Annotated in this window: 17 protein-coding genes; 5 read left to right on the top strand and 12 right to left on the bottom strand. The window is 66.5% G+C overall.

The annotated features are described in order from the left end of the window. Nucleotides 1–51: 51 nt before the first annotated feature. Complete coding sequence (gene ubiA / locus Q8M85_RS09545; RefSeq protein ID WP_305543484.1) at nucleotides 52–1,026, bottom strand: 4-hydroxybenzoate octaprenyltransferase; 975 nt, start codon at nucleotides 1,024–1,026, stop codon at nucleotides 52–54. Nucleotides 1,027–1,038: 12 nt separating this feature from the next. Between ubiA and Q8M85_RS09540 the strand changes: the two genes are divergently transcribed. The 4 genes from Q8M85_RS09540 (at nucleotide 1,039) to Q8M85_RS09525 (ending at nucleotide 4,741) form a co-directional block, all read left to right on the top strand. Then, a complete protein-coding gene (locus tag Q8M85_RS09540) occupies nucleotides 1,039–1,758 on the top strand; it encodes a 16S rRNA (uracil(1498)-N(3))-methyltransferase (protein WP_305543482.1) in 720 nt (239 codons plus the stop codon). Continuing rightward, entirely contained in the window at nucleotides 1,755–2,609 is an 855-nt protein-coding gene (locus tag Q8M85_RS09535) for a GNAT family N-acetyltransferase (RefSeq protein WP_305543480.1), read from the top strand. The genes Q8M85_RS09540 and Q8M85_RS09535 overlap by 4 nt, the downstream gene beginning before the upstream one ends. Continuing rightward, nucleotides 2,600–3,151, top strand: coding sequence for a hypothetical protein (locus tag Q8M85_RS09530; RefSeq protein WP_305543478.1), 552 nt, complete (start codon nucleotides 2,600–2,602; stop codon nucleotides 3,149–3,151). The genes Q8M85_RS09535 and Q8M85_RS09530 overlap by 10 nt, the downstream gene beginning before the upstream one ends. 243 nt (nucleotides 3,152–3,394) lie before the next feature. Then, complete coding sequence (locus Q8M85_RS09525; RefSeq protein ID WP_305543475.1) at nucleotides 3,395–4,741, top strand: glutamate--cysteine ligase; 1,347 nt, start codon at nucleotides 3,395–3,397, stop codon at nucleotides 4,739–4,741. Nucleotides 4,742–4,898: 157 nt separating this feature from the next. On the opposite strand, the gene plsY is transcribed toward Q8M85_RS09525, so the two are convergent. The 11 genes from plsY to Q8M85_RS09470 all read right to left on the bottom strand — a co-directional run bounded on the left by plsY (nucleotide 4,899) and on the right by Q8M85_RS09470 (nucleotide 12,839). Beyond that, a complete protein-coding gene (gene plsY / locus Q8M85_RS09520) occupies nucleotides 4,899–5,510 on the bottom strand; it encodes a glycerol-3-phosphate 1-O-acyltransferase PlsY (RefSeq protein ID WP_305543472.1) in 612 nt (203 codons plus the stop codon). Nucleotides 5,511–5,513: 3 nt separating this feature from the next. Further along, nucleotides 5,514–6,788 carry a dihydroorotase gene (gene pyrC, locus Q8M85_RS09515; protein ID WP_305543470.1) on the bottom strand — a complete coding sequence of 425 codons (1,275 nt, stop codon included), beginning with the start codon at nucleotides 6,786–6,788 and terminating at the stop codon, nucleotides 5,514–5,516. A gap of 64 nt (nucleotides 6,789–6,852) precedes the next feature. After that, the gene (locus tag Q8M85_RS09510) at nucleotides 6,853–7,380 is read right to left on the bottom strand and encodes a hypothetical protein (protein ID WP_305543467.1); all 528 of its coding nucleotides are present in this window, start codon (nucleotides 7,378–7,380) and stop codon (nucleotides 6,853–6,855) included. After that, complete coding sequence (locus tag Q8M85_RS09505) at nucleotides 7,377–7,820, bottom strand: hypothetical protein (protein WP_305543465.1); 444 nt, start codon at nucleotides 7,818–7,820, stop codon at nucleotides 7,377–7,379. Before Q8M85_RS09505 ends, Q8M85_RS09510 begins: the two co-directional genes overlap by 4 nt. Before the next feature lie 115 nt (nucleotides 7,821–7,935). Further along, nucleotides 7,936–8,487 carry a hypothetical protein gene (locus Q8M85_RS09500; protein WP_305543462.1) on the bottom strand — a complete coding sequence of 184 codons (552 nt, stop codon included), beginning with the start codon at nucleotides 8,485–8,487 and terminating at the stop codon, nucleotides 7,936–7,938. Next, nucleotides 8,484–8,933 (bottom strand): hypothetical protein, encoded by a 450-nt coding sequence (locus Q8M85_RS09495; protein ID WP_305543459.1) that lies wholly within the window; start codon nucleotides 8,931–8,933, stop codon nucleotides 8,484–8,486. Before Q8M85_RS09495 ends, Q8M85_RS09500 begins: the two co-directional genes overlap by 4 nt. Further along, entirely contained in the window at nucleotides 8,930–9,892 is a 963-nt protein-coding gene (locus tag Q8M85_RS09490; protein WP_305543456.1) for an aspartate carbamoyltransferase catalytic subunit, read from the bottom strand. The genes Q8M85_RS09495 and Q8M85_RS09490 overlap by 4 nt, the downstream gene beginning before the upstream one ends. A 133-nt stretch (nucleotides 9,893–10,025) precedes the next feature. Further along, nucleotides 10,026–10,568 (bottom strand): molybdenum cofactor biosynthesis protein B, encoded by a 543-nt coding sequence (moaB, locus tag Q8M85_RS09485; protein ID WP_305543454.1) that lies wholly within the window; start codon nucleotides 10,566–10,568, stop codon nucleotides 10,026–10,028. A 14-nt stretch (nucleotides 10,569–10,582) separates the two neighbouring features. After that, nucleotides 10,583–11,212: a LysE family translocator gene (locus Q8M85_RS09480; RefSeq protein ID WP_305543451.1), complete on the bottom strand. Its 630-nt coding sequence runs from the start codon at nucleotides 11,210–11,212 to the stop codon at nucleotides 10,583–10,585. Continuing rightward, nucleotides 11,212–12,003 (bottom strand): uracil-DNA glycosylase family protein, encoded by a 792-nt coding sequence (locus Q8M85_RS09475; RefSeq protein ID WP_371135225.1) that lies wholly within the window; start codon nucleotides 12,001–12,003, stop codon nucleotides 11,212–11,214. Before Q8M85_RS09475 ends, Q8M85_RS09480 begins: the two co-directional genes overlap by 1 nt. 44 nt (nucleotides 12,004–12,047) lie before the next feature. Then, on the bottom strand, nucleotides 12,048–12,839 hold the full coding sequence (locus Q8M85_RS09470) for a protein-disulfide reductase DsbD domain-containing protein (protein WP_305543449.1): 792 nt from the start codon (nucleotides 12,837–12,839) through the stop codon (nucleotides 12,048–12,050). Nucleotides 12,840–12,968: 129 nt separating this feature from the next. On the opposite strand from Q8M85_RS09470, the gene Q8M85_RS09465 reads away from it, so the two are divergent. Beyond that, nucleotides 12,969–13,529 (top strand): YqgE/AlgH family protein, encoded by a 561-nt coding sequence (locus Q8M85_RS09465; protein WP_305543447.1) that lies wholly within the window; start codon nucleotides 12,969–12,971, stop codon nucleotides 13,527–13,529. Nucleotides 13,530–13,590 lie beyond the last annotated feature (61 nt).

The raw sequence follows: 13,590 nt of genomic DNA, 5'->3' as shown, positions 1-13,590 counted from the left end.
TTCCGGGAGACTCGGGACGCCCGTGCTTCCTAGGGGTTTGGGCGCGGCTGTTCAACCAAGCCATGCGGCGGCGGCAAGAAACGGCACGGGGATCAGCCCGGCATCCCGGTTGGCCCGGAACACTTGCAGGCACGACGCCGGGTCGTCCAGGTCCAGCCGCCGCATCTGCCAGCCGATGTGCCAGCCCATTGCCCAGACGCCCCCCAGCGCCACGACGAAGGCCAGCGGCCGCTGCGCTTCGGCATGGGCCAGCACCACGGCCGCGCCGAACAGGACCAGTGTCAGCGCGGCAAAGCCCCAAAGCCAACCCCGGCTGTTGTCGCCAAAAAGCCGGGCCGTCGACTTCACCCCGATCAGCGCATCATCCTCGCGGTCCTGATGCGCGTAGATCGTGTCGTAGTAGAGGGTCCAGGCAATCCCCGCCGCATAAAGCGCCACCGCCGCCGGGGGCACCGTCCCCGCATGGGCCGCCCATGCCAGAAGCGCGCCCCAGTTGAACGCCAGCCCCAGAAACACCTGCGGCCACCAGGTGAACCGCTTGGCGAACGGGTAGACCGCTACAAGCGCCAGCGAGGCGACACCCAGCCCAACCGCCAGCCAGTTGTAAGTGAACAGAATGACCGCCGCCGCCAACGCCTGCACCACCATCCAGACCAGCGCCCCCCGCACCGTTACCTGACCCGAGGGCAAGGGCCGCGACCGCGTCCGCGCCACCTGGGCGTCAATGTCGCGGTCGGTGACGTCGTTCCAGGTGCAGCCCGCCCCCCGCATCAGGAACGCCCCCAAACCGCAGGACAGCACCAGCCACATGTCCCAGCCCCGGAACCCGCTGACGCCCCCCGCCAGCGCAATCGCCCACAGACAGGGGATCAGCAAAAGCCAGGTCCCGATCGGCCGGTCCGCGCGCGAAAGTCGCAGATAGGGCCGTGCCGCGAGCGGAGCGTAAAGGTCCACCCAGTTTGCCTTCGGCGCATCCGCCACCTGTCCCGCAGGTTCGGCCTCTGGCATTTCGGGCGCTTGGGTCATAGGTTCGGGCTCATGGATGCGAAGATCAGGCTCTATGTAGATCAGCCGCTTGCCCCGGGGCAAGCCGTGCGCCTGTCGCCCGACCAGGCGCATTACCTGACCGGAGTCATGCGCCTGACCGCCGGGGCCGCCATCCTTCTTTTCAATGGCCGCGATGGGGAATGGCGCGCCACCCTCACCGATGCCAGCAAACGCGGCGCCATCGCCGTCTGTGACACCCAGACCCGGCCTCTGCACCTGCCGCCCGACCTCTGGCTTCTCTTTGCACCGATAAAGAAGGCCCGCACCGATTTCATCGTCGAAAAGGCAGTTGAACTCGGCGCGGCCCGCATCCTGCCGGTCCAGACCCGCCACACCAATTCTGACCGCATCCGCCAGGATCGCCTGCAGGCCCACGCCGTCGAGGCCGCCGAGCAATGCGGAGCGACCTATGTCCCTGAAGTCACCGACCTCCACCACCTCGACCGGCTGCTAGCCCAGTGGCCGACGGACCGACGGCTCTACTGGTGCGACGAAACCGCCCTTGGCCAACCGGCCACCATAACCCCCACCCAAGGCCCCGCCGCCATCCTGATCGGCCCCGAGGGCGGCTTTTCCGCCGACGAGGCCGCGAAACTGCGCGGCAGACCGCATGTCACCCCCCTCAGCCTCGGTCCCCGCATCCTGCGCGCCGACACCGCCGCCGTTGCGGCCCTTACGCTCTGGCAAGCCGCCTGCGGGGACTGGCGATGATCCGCGAACAGGGGGCCGGGGACCGCGCCGCAGTCGAGGCCCGTCTCGCCGCACACCTGGACCAGACCATGTTCCCGCTGACCAGTCTGCGCACGCATGGTCTGGTGCGGGGCCGTTTCGCCAGTCCGCACGATCATGCCATCCGGCTCTGGCGGATCGGGGACAGCCTTATTGCCGTGACCCGCGCCGGGATGATCCTGCCGCTGCTGGTCGGGGCCCCGGATCTGGCCGGGCTGCCTGCCGCCCTAATGGGCCTGAAGGTGACTGGAGCGGTTGGGCCGGCAGCCTCGGCGCGGCCGGTGATCGCCGCCCTCGGCCTGACCCGCCTTGCCACCGCCACTGACCGCGACGAGCCGGGCTTCGCGCTTGATCTTGCCCGGCTTGCCCAGCCCGACCTGCCCGGCACCATCCTGCGGCCCATCGTCCCCGGCGACCTGCCGTTGGTCACCGGCTGGCGGGAAACCTACATCGGCGAAGTGCTGGGCAGCACCGGCCCTGATGCCCGCGCCAAGGCCGAAGCCGATATCGCCGATTACCTGACCCGCGACAGCCACCGGCTGCTGCTTCACAACGGCAAGCCCGTTGCCATGACCGGCTTCAACGCCTCCCAGCCGGAGATCGTCCAGATCGGTGGCGTCTATACTCCGGCACACCTGCGGGGCCGGGGTTACGCCCGCCGCGCCGTCGCGCTTCACCTGTCCGAGGCCCGCGCGAAAGGGGTGTCGCGCGCTGTGCTCTTTGCCGCCTCGGACGCCGCGGCCCAGGCCTACCGCGCCCTCGGCTTCCAACCAACTGCACCCTTCACCCTCTTCCTCCTCTCCAGCCCGACCCACATCTGCGCATGTCCCTGATCCGACCCGAACTTCTGGCTGCCGCCCATCGTTGGCGTGAGGTGATTGCGGCCTTCGCTCTCGCCCTGTTCGGGGCCTGGACCGCAAGCAAGGGCGGCTATCTCCTCACGCCGCTTGGCCTTGCACTCCTGGCCATGGGTGCGGGCTGGGCGCTCACCGCCTTCCGCCGCCTGCGCTTTCAGCAGGACGGCGAGGCCCCCGGCATCGTCCGCGTGACCGAGGCCCAGATCGCCTATTTCGGCCCCCGGGTCGGCGGCTTCGTGGGTCTGCCCGAGCTTGCCGAAATCCGCCTCCTGACCCTCCGTGGCCGCCGGATCTGGAAGCTGAAGCAGGGCGATGGCCAGCTACTGCATATCCCGGTCGAATCCGACGGGGCCGAGGCGCTGTTCGATGCCTTTGCGACGCTGCCCGGTATCGACATGGCCACGCTGGTCGCGGCGCTTGGCGCGGATGCGGCCCCGTCGGACAGTCGCGTCATCGCCCTTGCCGAGGTCGACCGCCTGATCTGGGCGCGCAAGGGACCGGCTGTGGTGGTCCGGTGACAGGCGGGCCAATGGCCGCGCGGAAGCGACAGCTTTTCTGTTCAAATCCTAACAGAAGTTTAATGCGGCCTTGCAAGGTGTTGAATTCATTGGGGCCGGAACCTTGTCCACGGTGGACGCGCCTTTGGCCTCACCGCTCGCTTCCGTGACCCCCCCTTGACTTGGCCCCCGCCGCTTGACACCTCTTGGGCCGCTCGGTTCCCAAGGCCGCAGCCAGCCAAAGCAGCGAAGGTCCGAAGCTCCATGTCCATCCCTCAGTCCGGCGGCGGACCCATCGAAAGCTTCGACCAACTGGCATCCTACATGGAGGACGGCTGCAAACCGGCCGCCGACTGGCGGATCGGTGCCGAGCACGAGAAATTCGGCTGGCTCACCGACACCCGCGCGCCGCTGCCCTATGCAGGCGACCGCTCGATCTCGGCCATCTTCGCGGCGCTGGAGGCCCGGTTTGGCTGGCAGCCGGTCCGGGAAGGCGAGAATGTGATCGGCCTGACCCGAAACGGGGCGAATATCAGCCTGGAACCCGGCGGCCAGTTCGAACTGTCCGGGGCGCCCCTCGTATCGACGCTGGAGGTGGGCGCCGAACTCCAGAACCACCTTGACGAGGTCCGTGCCATCGCCGACCCGATGGGGGTCCGCTTCATGGGGATCGGTGCCGCGCCGGAATGGACGCATGACCAGATGCCTGTGATGCCCAAGGGCCGCTACCGGCTGATGACGGACTATATGGGTCGCGTCGGGACTCACGGCACGCAGATGATGTACCGCACCTGCACGGTGCAGGTGAACCTGGACTACGGGTCGGAAGCCGACTTCGTGAAGAAGCTGCGTGTGGCCCTGGCGTTGCAGCCCGTCGCGACTGCCCTCTTTGCCTCGTCTCCCTTCTTCGAGGGCAAGCCCAACCACCACCGCAGCTGGCGCAGCCGCATCTGGCGCGGGCTGGACGACAGCCGGACGGGCATGCTGCACTTCGCCTTTGACCGCGACATGGGCTTCCAGGCCTATGTCGACTGGGTGCTCGACGTGCCGATGTACTTCGTCTACCGCGACGGCAAGTATATCAATGCCCTCGGCCAGTCGTTCCGTGATTTTCTGGCGGGCAGGCTGCCCGCGCTACCGGGCGAGAAGCCCACCCTCTCGGACTGGGCCGACCACATGACCACCGTCTTCCCCGAAGCGCGGGCGAAGAAGTTCATCGAGATGCGTGGGGCCGACTGCGGCGATCAGGCACATATCGCGGCGCTACCGGCCTTCTGGGTCGGGCTGATGTATGATCAGACCGCGCTCGATTCCGCCTGGGATCTGGTGAAGGGTCTCGACGCGGAAACCCGAGAGGGCCTGCGCGTCGCCGCCTCGGTCTCGGCCTTGCAGGGCGAGGCGGGAGGGGTGAAGCTTATCGACCTTGCGCGCGCCGCAGTGGGTCTGTCCCATGCCGGCCTTGTGGCACGCGGCCTGGGCGAGGAGGTACAGCTTCTTCCGCTGGTCGAAAGCCTTAAGTCCGGCCGGGTGCAGGCGGACAAGTGGCTTGCGCTTTACGAAGGCGACTGGGCGCACGACGTTGGGCCGCTTTACGCGGCCGCCTCGCTTTAGAACGCGCCTCGTTCGCCTTCGTCTGCTCGTCGCCAAGCGGTCGCGAGGCGTCACGAAGTCATCGACAAGCAGGGCCCAAAAGCGTTACCTCCTGGTAAATGTCCACGGGCAACCCATTGATTTTGCTGCAAGCCAGACGCGGGTCCAGCGTGGACACTCAGGCCTTCTTCTGGCCGATCCGCGGCTCGGTCCCCGCCTTGATACGCTTCAGATTCTCGGCATGGCGGACGTAGATCAGCACGGTCAGGACCAGGGACAGCAACAGCAGGCTTCCGTCGGTCAGAAGCATGATCCACAGCCCCGAGCTTGCCGCCGCGACCAGCGCGGCGATCGACGAAACCCGTCCCACGGCAGCAGTCACAAGCCAGGTCAGGCAGACTGCCGCCCCCACCATCCAGTTCAGCGCCAGCAATACCCCAAGGAAGGTTGCGACGCCCTTGCCGCCCTTGAAGCCCAGCCAGACCGGGAAAAGATGCCCCAGAAATGCCGCCAGCCCCGCCACCTGCGCCGCATCCTCGGCGACAAGCCAGCGCGCGATCAGCACGGCCAAGGCCCCTTTGCCGCCGTCGAGGAGAAGCGTTGCCAGTGCGGCCCGCTTGTTCCCGGTCCGAAGGACGTTGGTCGCCCCGATGTTCCCCGACCCGATCTGCCGCAGGTCCCCAAGCCCCATCGCCTGCGTCACCACGACCCCGAACGGGATCGACCCCAGCAGGTAGCCCAGCACGGCGGTGAGCAGGAGCACGCCCTGCGAGGTCACGATCTCAGGCATGTCTCACTCTTCCGCCGCAAAGACCTGCGTCCCGCCGACCCAGGTCGCGAGCACCTTACCCTCCATCCGGGCGCCGTCAAACGGAGTGTTCTTCGACTTGGACCGCAGCTTGAAGCGGTCCATCAGGAAGGGCGCGTCGGGGTCGAAAAGGACAAGGTCGCCCGGCGCGCCAAGGGCCAGCCGACCCTGCGGCAGGCCAAGCCGGTTCGCCGGATTCAGCGCCATCGCCCGGAAAAGGGCGGGCAGGTCCAGGTGGCCGGCATGAAAAAGCCGCATCGCGGCGGGCAGGAAGGTTTCCAGCGCGACGGCGCCTGCGGCAGCATCCTCGAAGGGCAGCCGCTTCGATTCCTCGTCGGCCGGGGTGTGCATCGAACTGATGATATCGACCGTCCCGTCCGCCACCGCCGTGACCATCGCCAAGCGATCCTGTTCCGACCGCAGCGGGGGCGTGAACTTGAAGAAGGTCCGGTAGTCGCCCACGTCGAATTCGTTCAGAGTCAGATGATGGATCGAGGTCCCCGCCGTCACGTCCAGCCCTGAAGACTTTGCCCTGGTCAGCGCGGGAAGCGACTTTGCCGTTGTGATCTGGTCGGCGTGGTAGCGGACCCCGGTCATTTCGACCAGCGCGAGGTCCCGCTCCAACCCCATGCGCTCGGCCATCGGCGAAACGGCGGGGATGCCGCGCAGCGAGGCGAACTTGCCCGAGGTTGCCGAAGCTCCGACTGAAAGCCCAGGGTCCTGCGGGTGGCCCACGACCAGCGCACCCAGCGACTTTGCATAGCTCATGGCCCGGGTGATCGCCTTGGCCTCGGTCGAGACACGGAAGACGTCGGAAAAGGCAATCGCCCCGGCATCGCGCAGAAAGCCGATCTCGGTCATCTCGCGCCCCTCGCGGCCCTTGGTCAGGGCGGCCATGTGGCGGATGCGGACCGGGGCCTCGGCGGCACGGCGGGTCACGAACTCCAGCGTCTCGGGCGTGTCGATGGCCGGAAGGGTGTCGGGGCGTGCGATGATCGTTGTGACACCGCCCGCCGCCGCCGCATGTCCGGCCGAGCCGAAGCTTTCGCGGTGCCGCTCACCGGGTTCACCGATCTTAACGCCAAGGTCGACGATGCCGGGGGCAAGGCATTTCCCACCGCAATCGACGACCATCGCGCCCTTCGGGGCCTTCTCGTCACGGGCCAGGATCATGCCGTCCCTCACCGTCAGACTGCCGACGCCGTCGGTTCCGGCCTCGGGGTCGATCAGGCGGGCGTTGGTGAATTGGATCGTGGTCATGTCCGGTCCGTCCGAAGGTCCGGCCCGATATGCGACGGCGCGGCGGGCTTGTCTACTGTAAGCGTCACACCAGAGCCAGCCAGAGCGCAGCCAGAGCCACCAGGGCCAGGGCGAGGCCCAGAAGCACGAAGGCCAGGATCGGACGCTGTGGCGGCGGGGCGGGCAGGGGCGGAGGGCTGAGGACACCTTCGGCAGCGGCAGTTGGCAGGGGCTCGAAATGGATTGCCGGACGGTCCTCGCGGTAAGTGCCGATCAGCGAAAGCCGGGGGTCGAGGGTGAGCGTGACCTCGCGCCCGTGGAGCGCTTTCGACAACAGGATCAGGACGGGGCCCTGGATGGCCTTGAGCTTGGCGTGGTCGGCGGACAGGGCGGTATCGGGAACGCCCAGCCCTTCGGTCAGGTAGCCCGCAAGGCCGATGTCCGAGAGGTCCGCGACATCGAACATTTCGACGTAGGCCGGATCGAGGTCGGGGTCGCCCAGGAGCACCGGGACAAGGCGCGCTTTGTCGCCTTGCAGATCTTCGGGCGACATGACGACCTGGAAGACGCGGACGCCAAGGTGGTCCAGGGCGGGGATGGTCAGTCTGGTCACCTCCGGCCCCCGGTGATGCGCGCGGCGGTGGCGGCGGGGTCAGCCAGATACTTGATAAGATGCCGGTCGCCCGTCGTGGTGGTGATCTGCACCGCCCCCAGGAAGGGCCGGGCCGCCCTTATCTGCGCCCGCGGGATCGTCCTGCCGCCGGGGCCGAGGAGGCGACGGTCGGTCAGCCGCCAGGTCTCGGCCAGCGCCTCGGACGCGAGGTAGGCCGCGCGTGCCCCAATGGCGAGCACCGCGCCGAAGGGACCGGCGACGGGGTAGGGGTTGCCCTGCCACATCAGGAAAAGCCCTGCAGCCGCCCCAAGGACCACCGCCAGGATCAGATGCCCGCGCCAATAGGTAGCGCGGTCGGCGCGAAATTCGGCCACCAGCCTTTCGCCATCCTGCAACGGAGTGACTGTGCCGTGGATGCTGTCGGGTTCGATCCGCGCCATCACGCGATCCAGACAATGACGATGGTGAAGACGGCGATGAAGACAAGGGCGGCGGTGGCAACCATGCCGCCCTGGCGCATCTCTTGCTTGGTCGGCTTGCGGTCGGGGTCGGGGGTCATTCGGCTTTGCCTTGCAAATCTCGGATCATGAGGAACACCTTCTCAGCCTCGGCGATGTTTTCAAAGCCCGCTTTCGTGGTGCCAAGGTCACCGTCCGAGTCGCGTTCCAGTCGGGAATGGACCCAGACGGTGCTGGCGCGTGCTCCAGTTTCCAGTTCAACGGCGGTGGACGGCAGGATCGGATAGACCTTGAGGCTGGGGAAGCGTCCCGTGCGGATGACATAGGCCGCCCGGCTGGTCAGCGCATAGCGGATGTAGCGGGCGGCTGTGCGGGCTTCGATGATCGGGCCGAAGACAAGGAAGGCCCCAAAGGCGGCGAAGGGCAGGGAGAAGGCGGTGGTGACGAGCGCGTTGCCCCCATCCGGGATGTCAGAGGCCTGCGGATAGAGGAGGAGACTGTAGAAGAAGAGGGAAACGCCGATGATCAGGAAGGGCAGCCCGAAGAGCATCAGGAAGAACGTCAGTCGGCGCTGGTGGAAGCCGGGGACGGGGGCGCCCTCCCAGAGGAGGGTTTCACCGGGGCGGAGGGGGAGGGGAGGATTGCTCACTTTGTCTCAAGGCTTCGGGCCACAGGACCCAAGATGGTCTCAAGCAGCATGAGTCTGCCATAAAGCCAGAGGTGCTGGGCGGGCCAATCCGCACGTTCTTCCAACCGCGCAGGAATAGTCTCCCAAGCCTTGGCGATCTTCATCCTGGCAGGCCCATACCATTCGATCTCGCCCGGGTATGTTGCAAGTGTTTCCGTAGGGGTTGCTTCGCGTAAGGCATCCAAACGGGCGCGCGCCTGTCCCGCCGTTCCTGTTTCGCAAATGAACTCAACGCCTATGTAGCCTTTGCTTCGGACGGCCAATGCGCTCCGCTGGAACCCGAAGCCGCTTCTTGGAAATCGGATGTAGTAGTTGTGTTGGGAAGCTTTGGGGAGACCGGATGAATATGCGCCGAATAGTGAGCTGAAAGCGTCCCAATAATCGTCGTAGAAGCTCTCCGAACTCACGCCATCATCCCCACGATCTTCCGCCCCCGCTCGGCCCGCAGGTTCCGCGCCAGCAGGTCCATGCAGGCCATCCGCACCGCGACGCCCATCTCCACCTGGTCCTGGATCACCGACCGGTTGATATCGTCGGCGAGATCTCCGTCGATCTCGACCCCCCGGTTCATCGGGCCGGGGTGCATCACGATGGCCTCGGGCGAGGCGTAGGACAGCTTCTCGGCGTCCAGGCCGTAGCGGTGGTAGTATTCGCGTTCTGACGGGATGAAGCCGCCGTCCATCCGCTCCTTCTGAAGGCGCAGCATCATCACCACGTCCGCGCCCTTCAGGCCTTCGCGCATGTCGTCGAAGAGCTCGCAGCCGAAGTCCTCGACGCCCGAGGGCATCAGGGTCGGCGGGGCGATCAGGCGGAGGCGGTTCTCCATCTTGCCCAGCAGGATCAGGTTCGACCGCGCCACCCGGGAATGGGCGATGTCGCCGCAGATGGCAATCGTCAGGCGCTGGATGCGGCCCTTGGCGCGGCGGATGGTGAGTGCGTCGAGGAGCGCCTGCGTCGGATGCTCGTGCCGTCCGTCGCCCGCGTTCAGGACCGCGCAATCCACCTTCTGCGCCAGCAGGTTGACGGCCCCCGACGCCCCGTGGCGGACGACCAGCAGGTCCGGGTGCATCGCGTTCAGCGTCATTGCGGTGTCCATCAGTGTCTCGCCCTTCTTCACTGAAGAATTGGCAACCGACATGTTCATCACATCCGCCCCAAGCCGCTTGCCGGCAAGTTCGAAGGACGACTGAGTACGCGTCGAATTCTCGAAGAAGAGGTTGATCTGCGTCATCCCCGCCAGCACGTCGGACTGCTTCACGGTGCGGCGGTTCAGGTCGACATAGCGGTCCGCCAGGTCAAGGACGGTGGTGATCTCCAGGGGGGCGAGGTGTTCGATCCCCAAGAGATGGCGGGCGCGGAAGGCCATGGTCGTCCCCTTGTCCGGTTTCAACCCTCTATCGCAAAGGCCGGGGGGCGCGGCAAGGGAAAGGCTCGTCGATGACTTCGTCACTCCTCGCTGGCGTCCTGCCGATGAGGAGACGAAGTCGAACGAAGAGGTGTCACTTCCGCTTCAGATGCTCTTCCAGCCGAGGCATGATCTCGACGAAGTTGCAGGGCCGGTGGCGGCTGTCGAGCTGGGGTTTCAGGATCTCGTCCCAAGCGTCGCGGCAAGCGCCGGGGCTTCCGGGAAGCGCGAAGAGGTAGGTGCCCCCCGCCACCCCCCCCGTCGCGCGGCTTTGCACGGCGCTGGTGCCGATCTTCTGCATCGAGACGAGGGTGAATACGGTGCCAAAGGCCTCGATCTCCTTCTCATAGACCTCGCGGTGTGCCTCGACGCTGACATCGCGGCCAGTCAGGCCGGTGCCGCCGGTGGTGAGGATCACGTCTACCGCCGGGTCTGCGATCCAGGCTTTCAGGCGCGCGACGATGGCGGGGCGGTCGTCTTGGACGATCCCCCGGTCAGCAAGAACATGGCCCGCCTCGGTCAGCCGGGCGACCAGCGTGTCGCCGGACTTGTCCGTATCCGGCGTTCGGGTGTCGCTGACGGTCAGGACGGCGATGCGGACCGGGTGGAAGGGCAGAGTGTCGTCGATCCGGGACATCTTGGGTTTCGCTTTCAGTTTCTGGGCATCAGCGCCAGCCGAAGGGCCAGTGCGCCGAAAATCGTGGCGCTCATACGCGAGAGCCATTTCGCCAGGGCAGCGGACCCTGCGATCCGCTGACCGATGGAACCCGCAAAGAGTGCCACTGCACCGTTGACCATCAAGCCGCCGACCGAGAACACGACGCCCAGAGTCAGGAACTGCGGCAGGATCGCACGCGAGGGGTCCACGAACTGCGGCAGAAAGGCCAGGATGAAAAGGATGACCTTCGGGTTCAAGAGGTTGACAAGAAGCCCCTGCAGAAAGGCCCGCGCGGAGGATGTCGGCGAAACCTGCGCCTCGGCGGCAAAGGGCGAAGCGCGCAGGGCGCCGACCGCAAGCCAGAGAAGATAGCCCACGCCCAGCCAGCGGATCGCCTCGAACGCCGAAGGGTGCGCCGCGACCAGCGCACCAAGACCAAGGGCGGCCAGCAGGGTGTGGACCATGCCGCCCAGGGCAATGCCGAAGTTCGCGGCCATCGCTGCCCGGCGACCGGATTTCAACCCTTGCCCCAGGCAGAACATCATGTCCGCCCCCGGCGTCAGGTTCAACGCAAGGCCGGCGGGAACGAAGGCCAGCAGGACCAGGGGGTCGACCGGAAGCATCAGCGCAGCCTTGTCCGAAGCGACAGAAGGTCCGCCCAGGCTTCCCGTTTGGCCGAAGGATTGCGGAGGAGATAAGCCGGGTGGGCCATGGGAAGCAGCGGCTTTCCAAGGGCCTGGGTCCAGGTGCCACGCGCCCGCAGGATGCCCTTGGCCCCGGTCAGCGCGAAAAGCGGAGTATTTCCGACCACCACGATCACCTTCGGATCGACCAAGGCGATGTGACGCTCCACAAAGGGCAGCATCATCGCGATTTCCGCCGGTTCGGGGTCACGGTTGCCAGGCGGGCGCCAGGGCATGACATTCGTGATGTAAAGCGCGCTGTCTGCATCCGCCGAGCTGCGCGACAGGCCGATTGCCGCAAACATCCGGTCCAGAAGCTGTCCGGCACGACCGACGAAGGGGCGGCCCTCGCGGTCTTCCTCGGCACCGGGCGCTTCGCCCAGGATCAGGACGCGGGCCTGCGGGTTGCCATCGGAGAAGACTGTATTCCGCGCGCCCTTCTTCAGGTCGCAGTGATCGAAATCGGTCAGCGCCGCCTGCAGAGCGCCCAGAGTCTGCGCCTGTTCGGCGACTTCCTTGGCCACTGCCACCGGGTCTGCCCCACCGGATGCCGCAGGCAAAGCGGCTGGCGAGGAAGCCTTTGCAGACAAGGGCTTCGGGGCTTCCGCGGCCAGTTCATACCGGTTGACCGGAGCATCAAGAATGATCTCGTCCGCCCCGGCCTCGACCTGCCAGGCCAGCGCGGCCAGAGCGGCATGCCAATCCTCGGCGATGATTGCGGCGATTCCCATGCCACAAGACTAGGGCCCCTGTGGCCCCACCACAACCGGACGGCTCAGGGCGCCGGGCAGCCGATGACTTCGACCGCGCCGTTGGCGGCAAGGATGGTCATGGTGATACCAGAGCGGTCCAGCGCGAAGGGTTGCCCGCTGGGGGGCACAAGTTCGGTCATGCTGATCAGCTCGCCACCCCGGCGTTCGGTGACGGCTTCAGCCACCCATACCTCGCGGTCGGCGGTCTCGAAGGCCACAACCTCTGGTCGGCCGGGATCTGGCAACCGGACCGTGGCGGTCACGCGCAGACCGTCAGAGATCGGATCTATCAGGCAGGCGACGCCGGTCACCCCGGCCTCACCCGCCGTTGCGGCGCGCTTGGAAAGCGCGGTACGGATTTCGGGGTCGGGTCCGCCCGGCGGGGAAAGGTCGGAGGTCAGCGACAGGCTGGCCGGCAGACAGATGTCGTCGCAGACCCCAAGCTCGACTTCGACCGAGAGGCGGACCGGTCGCGCGGGGTCCCTCGGCGTGATTTCCACTGGCAGAACAAGATGTTCGTGATAGCCAATGGTCTGCATCCCGTTCAACTCGAACACTTTCGGGGCGGGCCAGTGGATGCGGACGGACTTCACGTTTTCGGACCCCGACCAGTCGAAGCTCGGCGGAATCCCCGCATCACCGGGGCTGCGCCAATAGGTCTTCCAGCCGGGGGCAAGCTGCATCTCGACCGCTGCCATGTGCGCGCCATTTTCCATTTGCCATCCGGGCCTTAGCTGCGCCGACAGGACATCGTCCTGCGTCGTGGCAAGGGCGGGGGCGGCGAGGAGGGCGAGGGTCGCGGTGTATCTGATCATGTGGGGAACATAGGTAAAGCCGGGCGGTTGGGAAATCACTTTGCGGCGAAGCGTCGTGAGCGTGACGTTTTCGCCATTGTTTCGGCGTGGCGGGGCGTTATCTTTCAATGACTTGCACAGGAGGTTCCGATGGACCTTTCCGGCCAGATCCTGATCGCCATGCCCGGCATGGCTGACCCCCGGTTCGAGAGGAGCGTGGTGCTGCTTTGCGCCCATTCGGCTGAGGGGGCGATGGGGTTGATCGTCAACAAGCCATTGGAAGAACTTAGTTTTTCCGGGCTTCTGGAGCACCTGAACATTCCCGTGGCACCCTCGGGCCGCGAGATCAGCGTGCATTTCGGCGGGCCGGTGGAGCGGGGGCGCGGGTTCGTCCTGCACTCGTCGGACTGGGAGCGGGGCGGGGCCGAGGGCACGATGAAGGTGCCGGGGGGCCTGGAGATGACCGCGACGATCAATGTGCTGGAGGCTTTGGCCTCGGGTGGTGGTCCCGGTAAGGCCTTGCTGGCGTTGGGATATTCCGGCTGGGGGCCGGGGCAGCTGGAGGCCGAGATCGCGCGGAACGACTGGCTGACCTGTGACGCGCCCGAGGGGGTGCTGTTCGGGGCGGATGACGGTGGAAAGTGGTCGGCGGCGCTGCGGGGGATGGGGATTGATCCTTTGACGCTGAGTGCGGCGGCGGGGCGGGCCTGAGGCGGCCGCAAGGGACTCCGGTAAGAGGTTGGGAACGCTGGGTTAATCCGGGGGATTTCGG

The organism is Tabrizicola sp. (assembly GCF_030694085.1).
Taxonomy (GTDB): Bacteria; Pseudomonadota; Alphaproteobacteria; order Rhodobacterales; family Rhodobacteraceae; genus Tabrizicola.
This window is presented reverse-complemented; position numbering and strand designations above follow the sequence as displayed.

What these genes read in the sequence shown, in the direction of transcription:
- ubiA (WP_305543484.1), bottom strand. Translation starts at nt 1,026, where the DNA reads ATGACCCAAGCGCCCGAAATGCCAGAGGCCGAACCTGCGGGACAGGTG.
- Q8M85_RS09540 (WP_305543482.1), top strand. Translation starts at nt 1,039, where the DNA reads ATGGATGCGAAGATCAGGCTCTATGTAGATCAGCCGCTTGCCCCGGGG.
- Q8M85_RS09535 (WP_305543480.1), top strand. Translation starts at nt 1,755, where the DNA reads ATGATCCGCGAACAGGGGGCCGGGGACCGCGCCGCAGTCGAGGCCCGT.
- Q8M85_RS09530 (WP_305543478.1), top strand. Translation starts at nt 2,600, where the DNA reads ATGTCCCTGATCCGACCCGAACTTCTGGCTGCCGCCCATCGTTGGCGT.
- Q8M85_RS09525 (WP_305543475.1), top strand. Translation starts at nt 3,395, where the DNA reads ATGTCCATCCCTCAGTCCGGCGGCGGACCCATCGAAAGCTTCGACCAA.
- plsY (WP_305543472.1), bottom strand. Translation starts at nt 5,510, where the DNA reads ATGCCTGAGATCGTGACCTCGCAGGGCGTGCTCCTGCTCACCGCCGTG.
- pyrC (WP_305543470.1), bottom strand. Translation starts at nt 6,788, where the DNA reads ATGACCACGATCCAATTCACCAACGCCCGCCTGATCGACCCCGAGGCC.
- Q8M85_RS09505 (WP_305543465.1), bottom strand. Translation starts at nt 7,820, where the DNA reads ATGGCGCGGATCGAACCCGACAGCATCCACGGCACAGTCACTCCGTTG.
- Q8M85_RS09490 (WP_305543456.1), bottom strand. Translation starts at nt 9,892, where the DNA reads ATGGCCTTCCGCGCCCGCCATCTCTTGGGGATCGAACACCTCGCCCCC.
- moaB (WP_305543454.1), bottom strand. Translation starts at nt 10,568, where the DNA reads ATGTCCCGGATCGACGACACTCTGCCCTTCCACCCGGTCCGCATCGCC.
- Q8M85_RS09480 (WP_305543451.1), bottom strand. Translation starts at nt 11,212, where the DNA reads ATGCTTCCGGTCGACCCCCTGGTCCTGCTGGCCTTCGTTCCCGCCGGC.
- Q8M85_RS09475 (WP_371135225.1), bottom strand. Translation starts at nt 12,003, where the DNA reads ATGGGAATCGCCGCAATCATCGCCGAGGATTGGCATGCCGCTCTGGCC.
- Q8M85_RS09470 (WP_305543449.1), bottom strand. Translation starts at nt 12,839, where the DNA reads ATGATCAGATACACCGCGACCCTCGCCCTCCTCGCCGCCCCCGCCCTT.
- Q8M85_RS09465 (WP_305543447.1), top strand. Translation starts at nt 12,969, where the DNA reads ATGGACCTTTCCGGCCAGATCCTGATCGCCATGCCCGGCATGGCTGAC.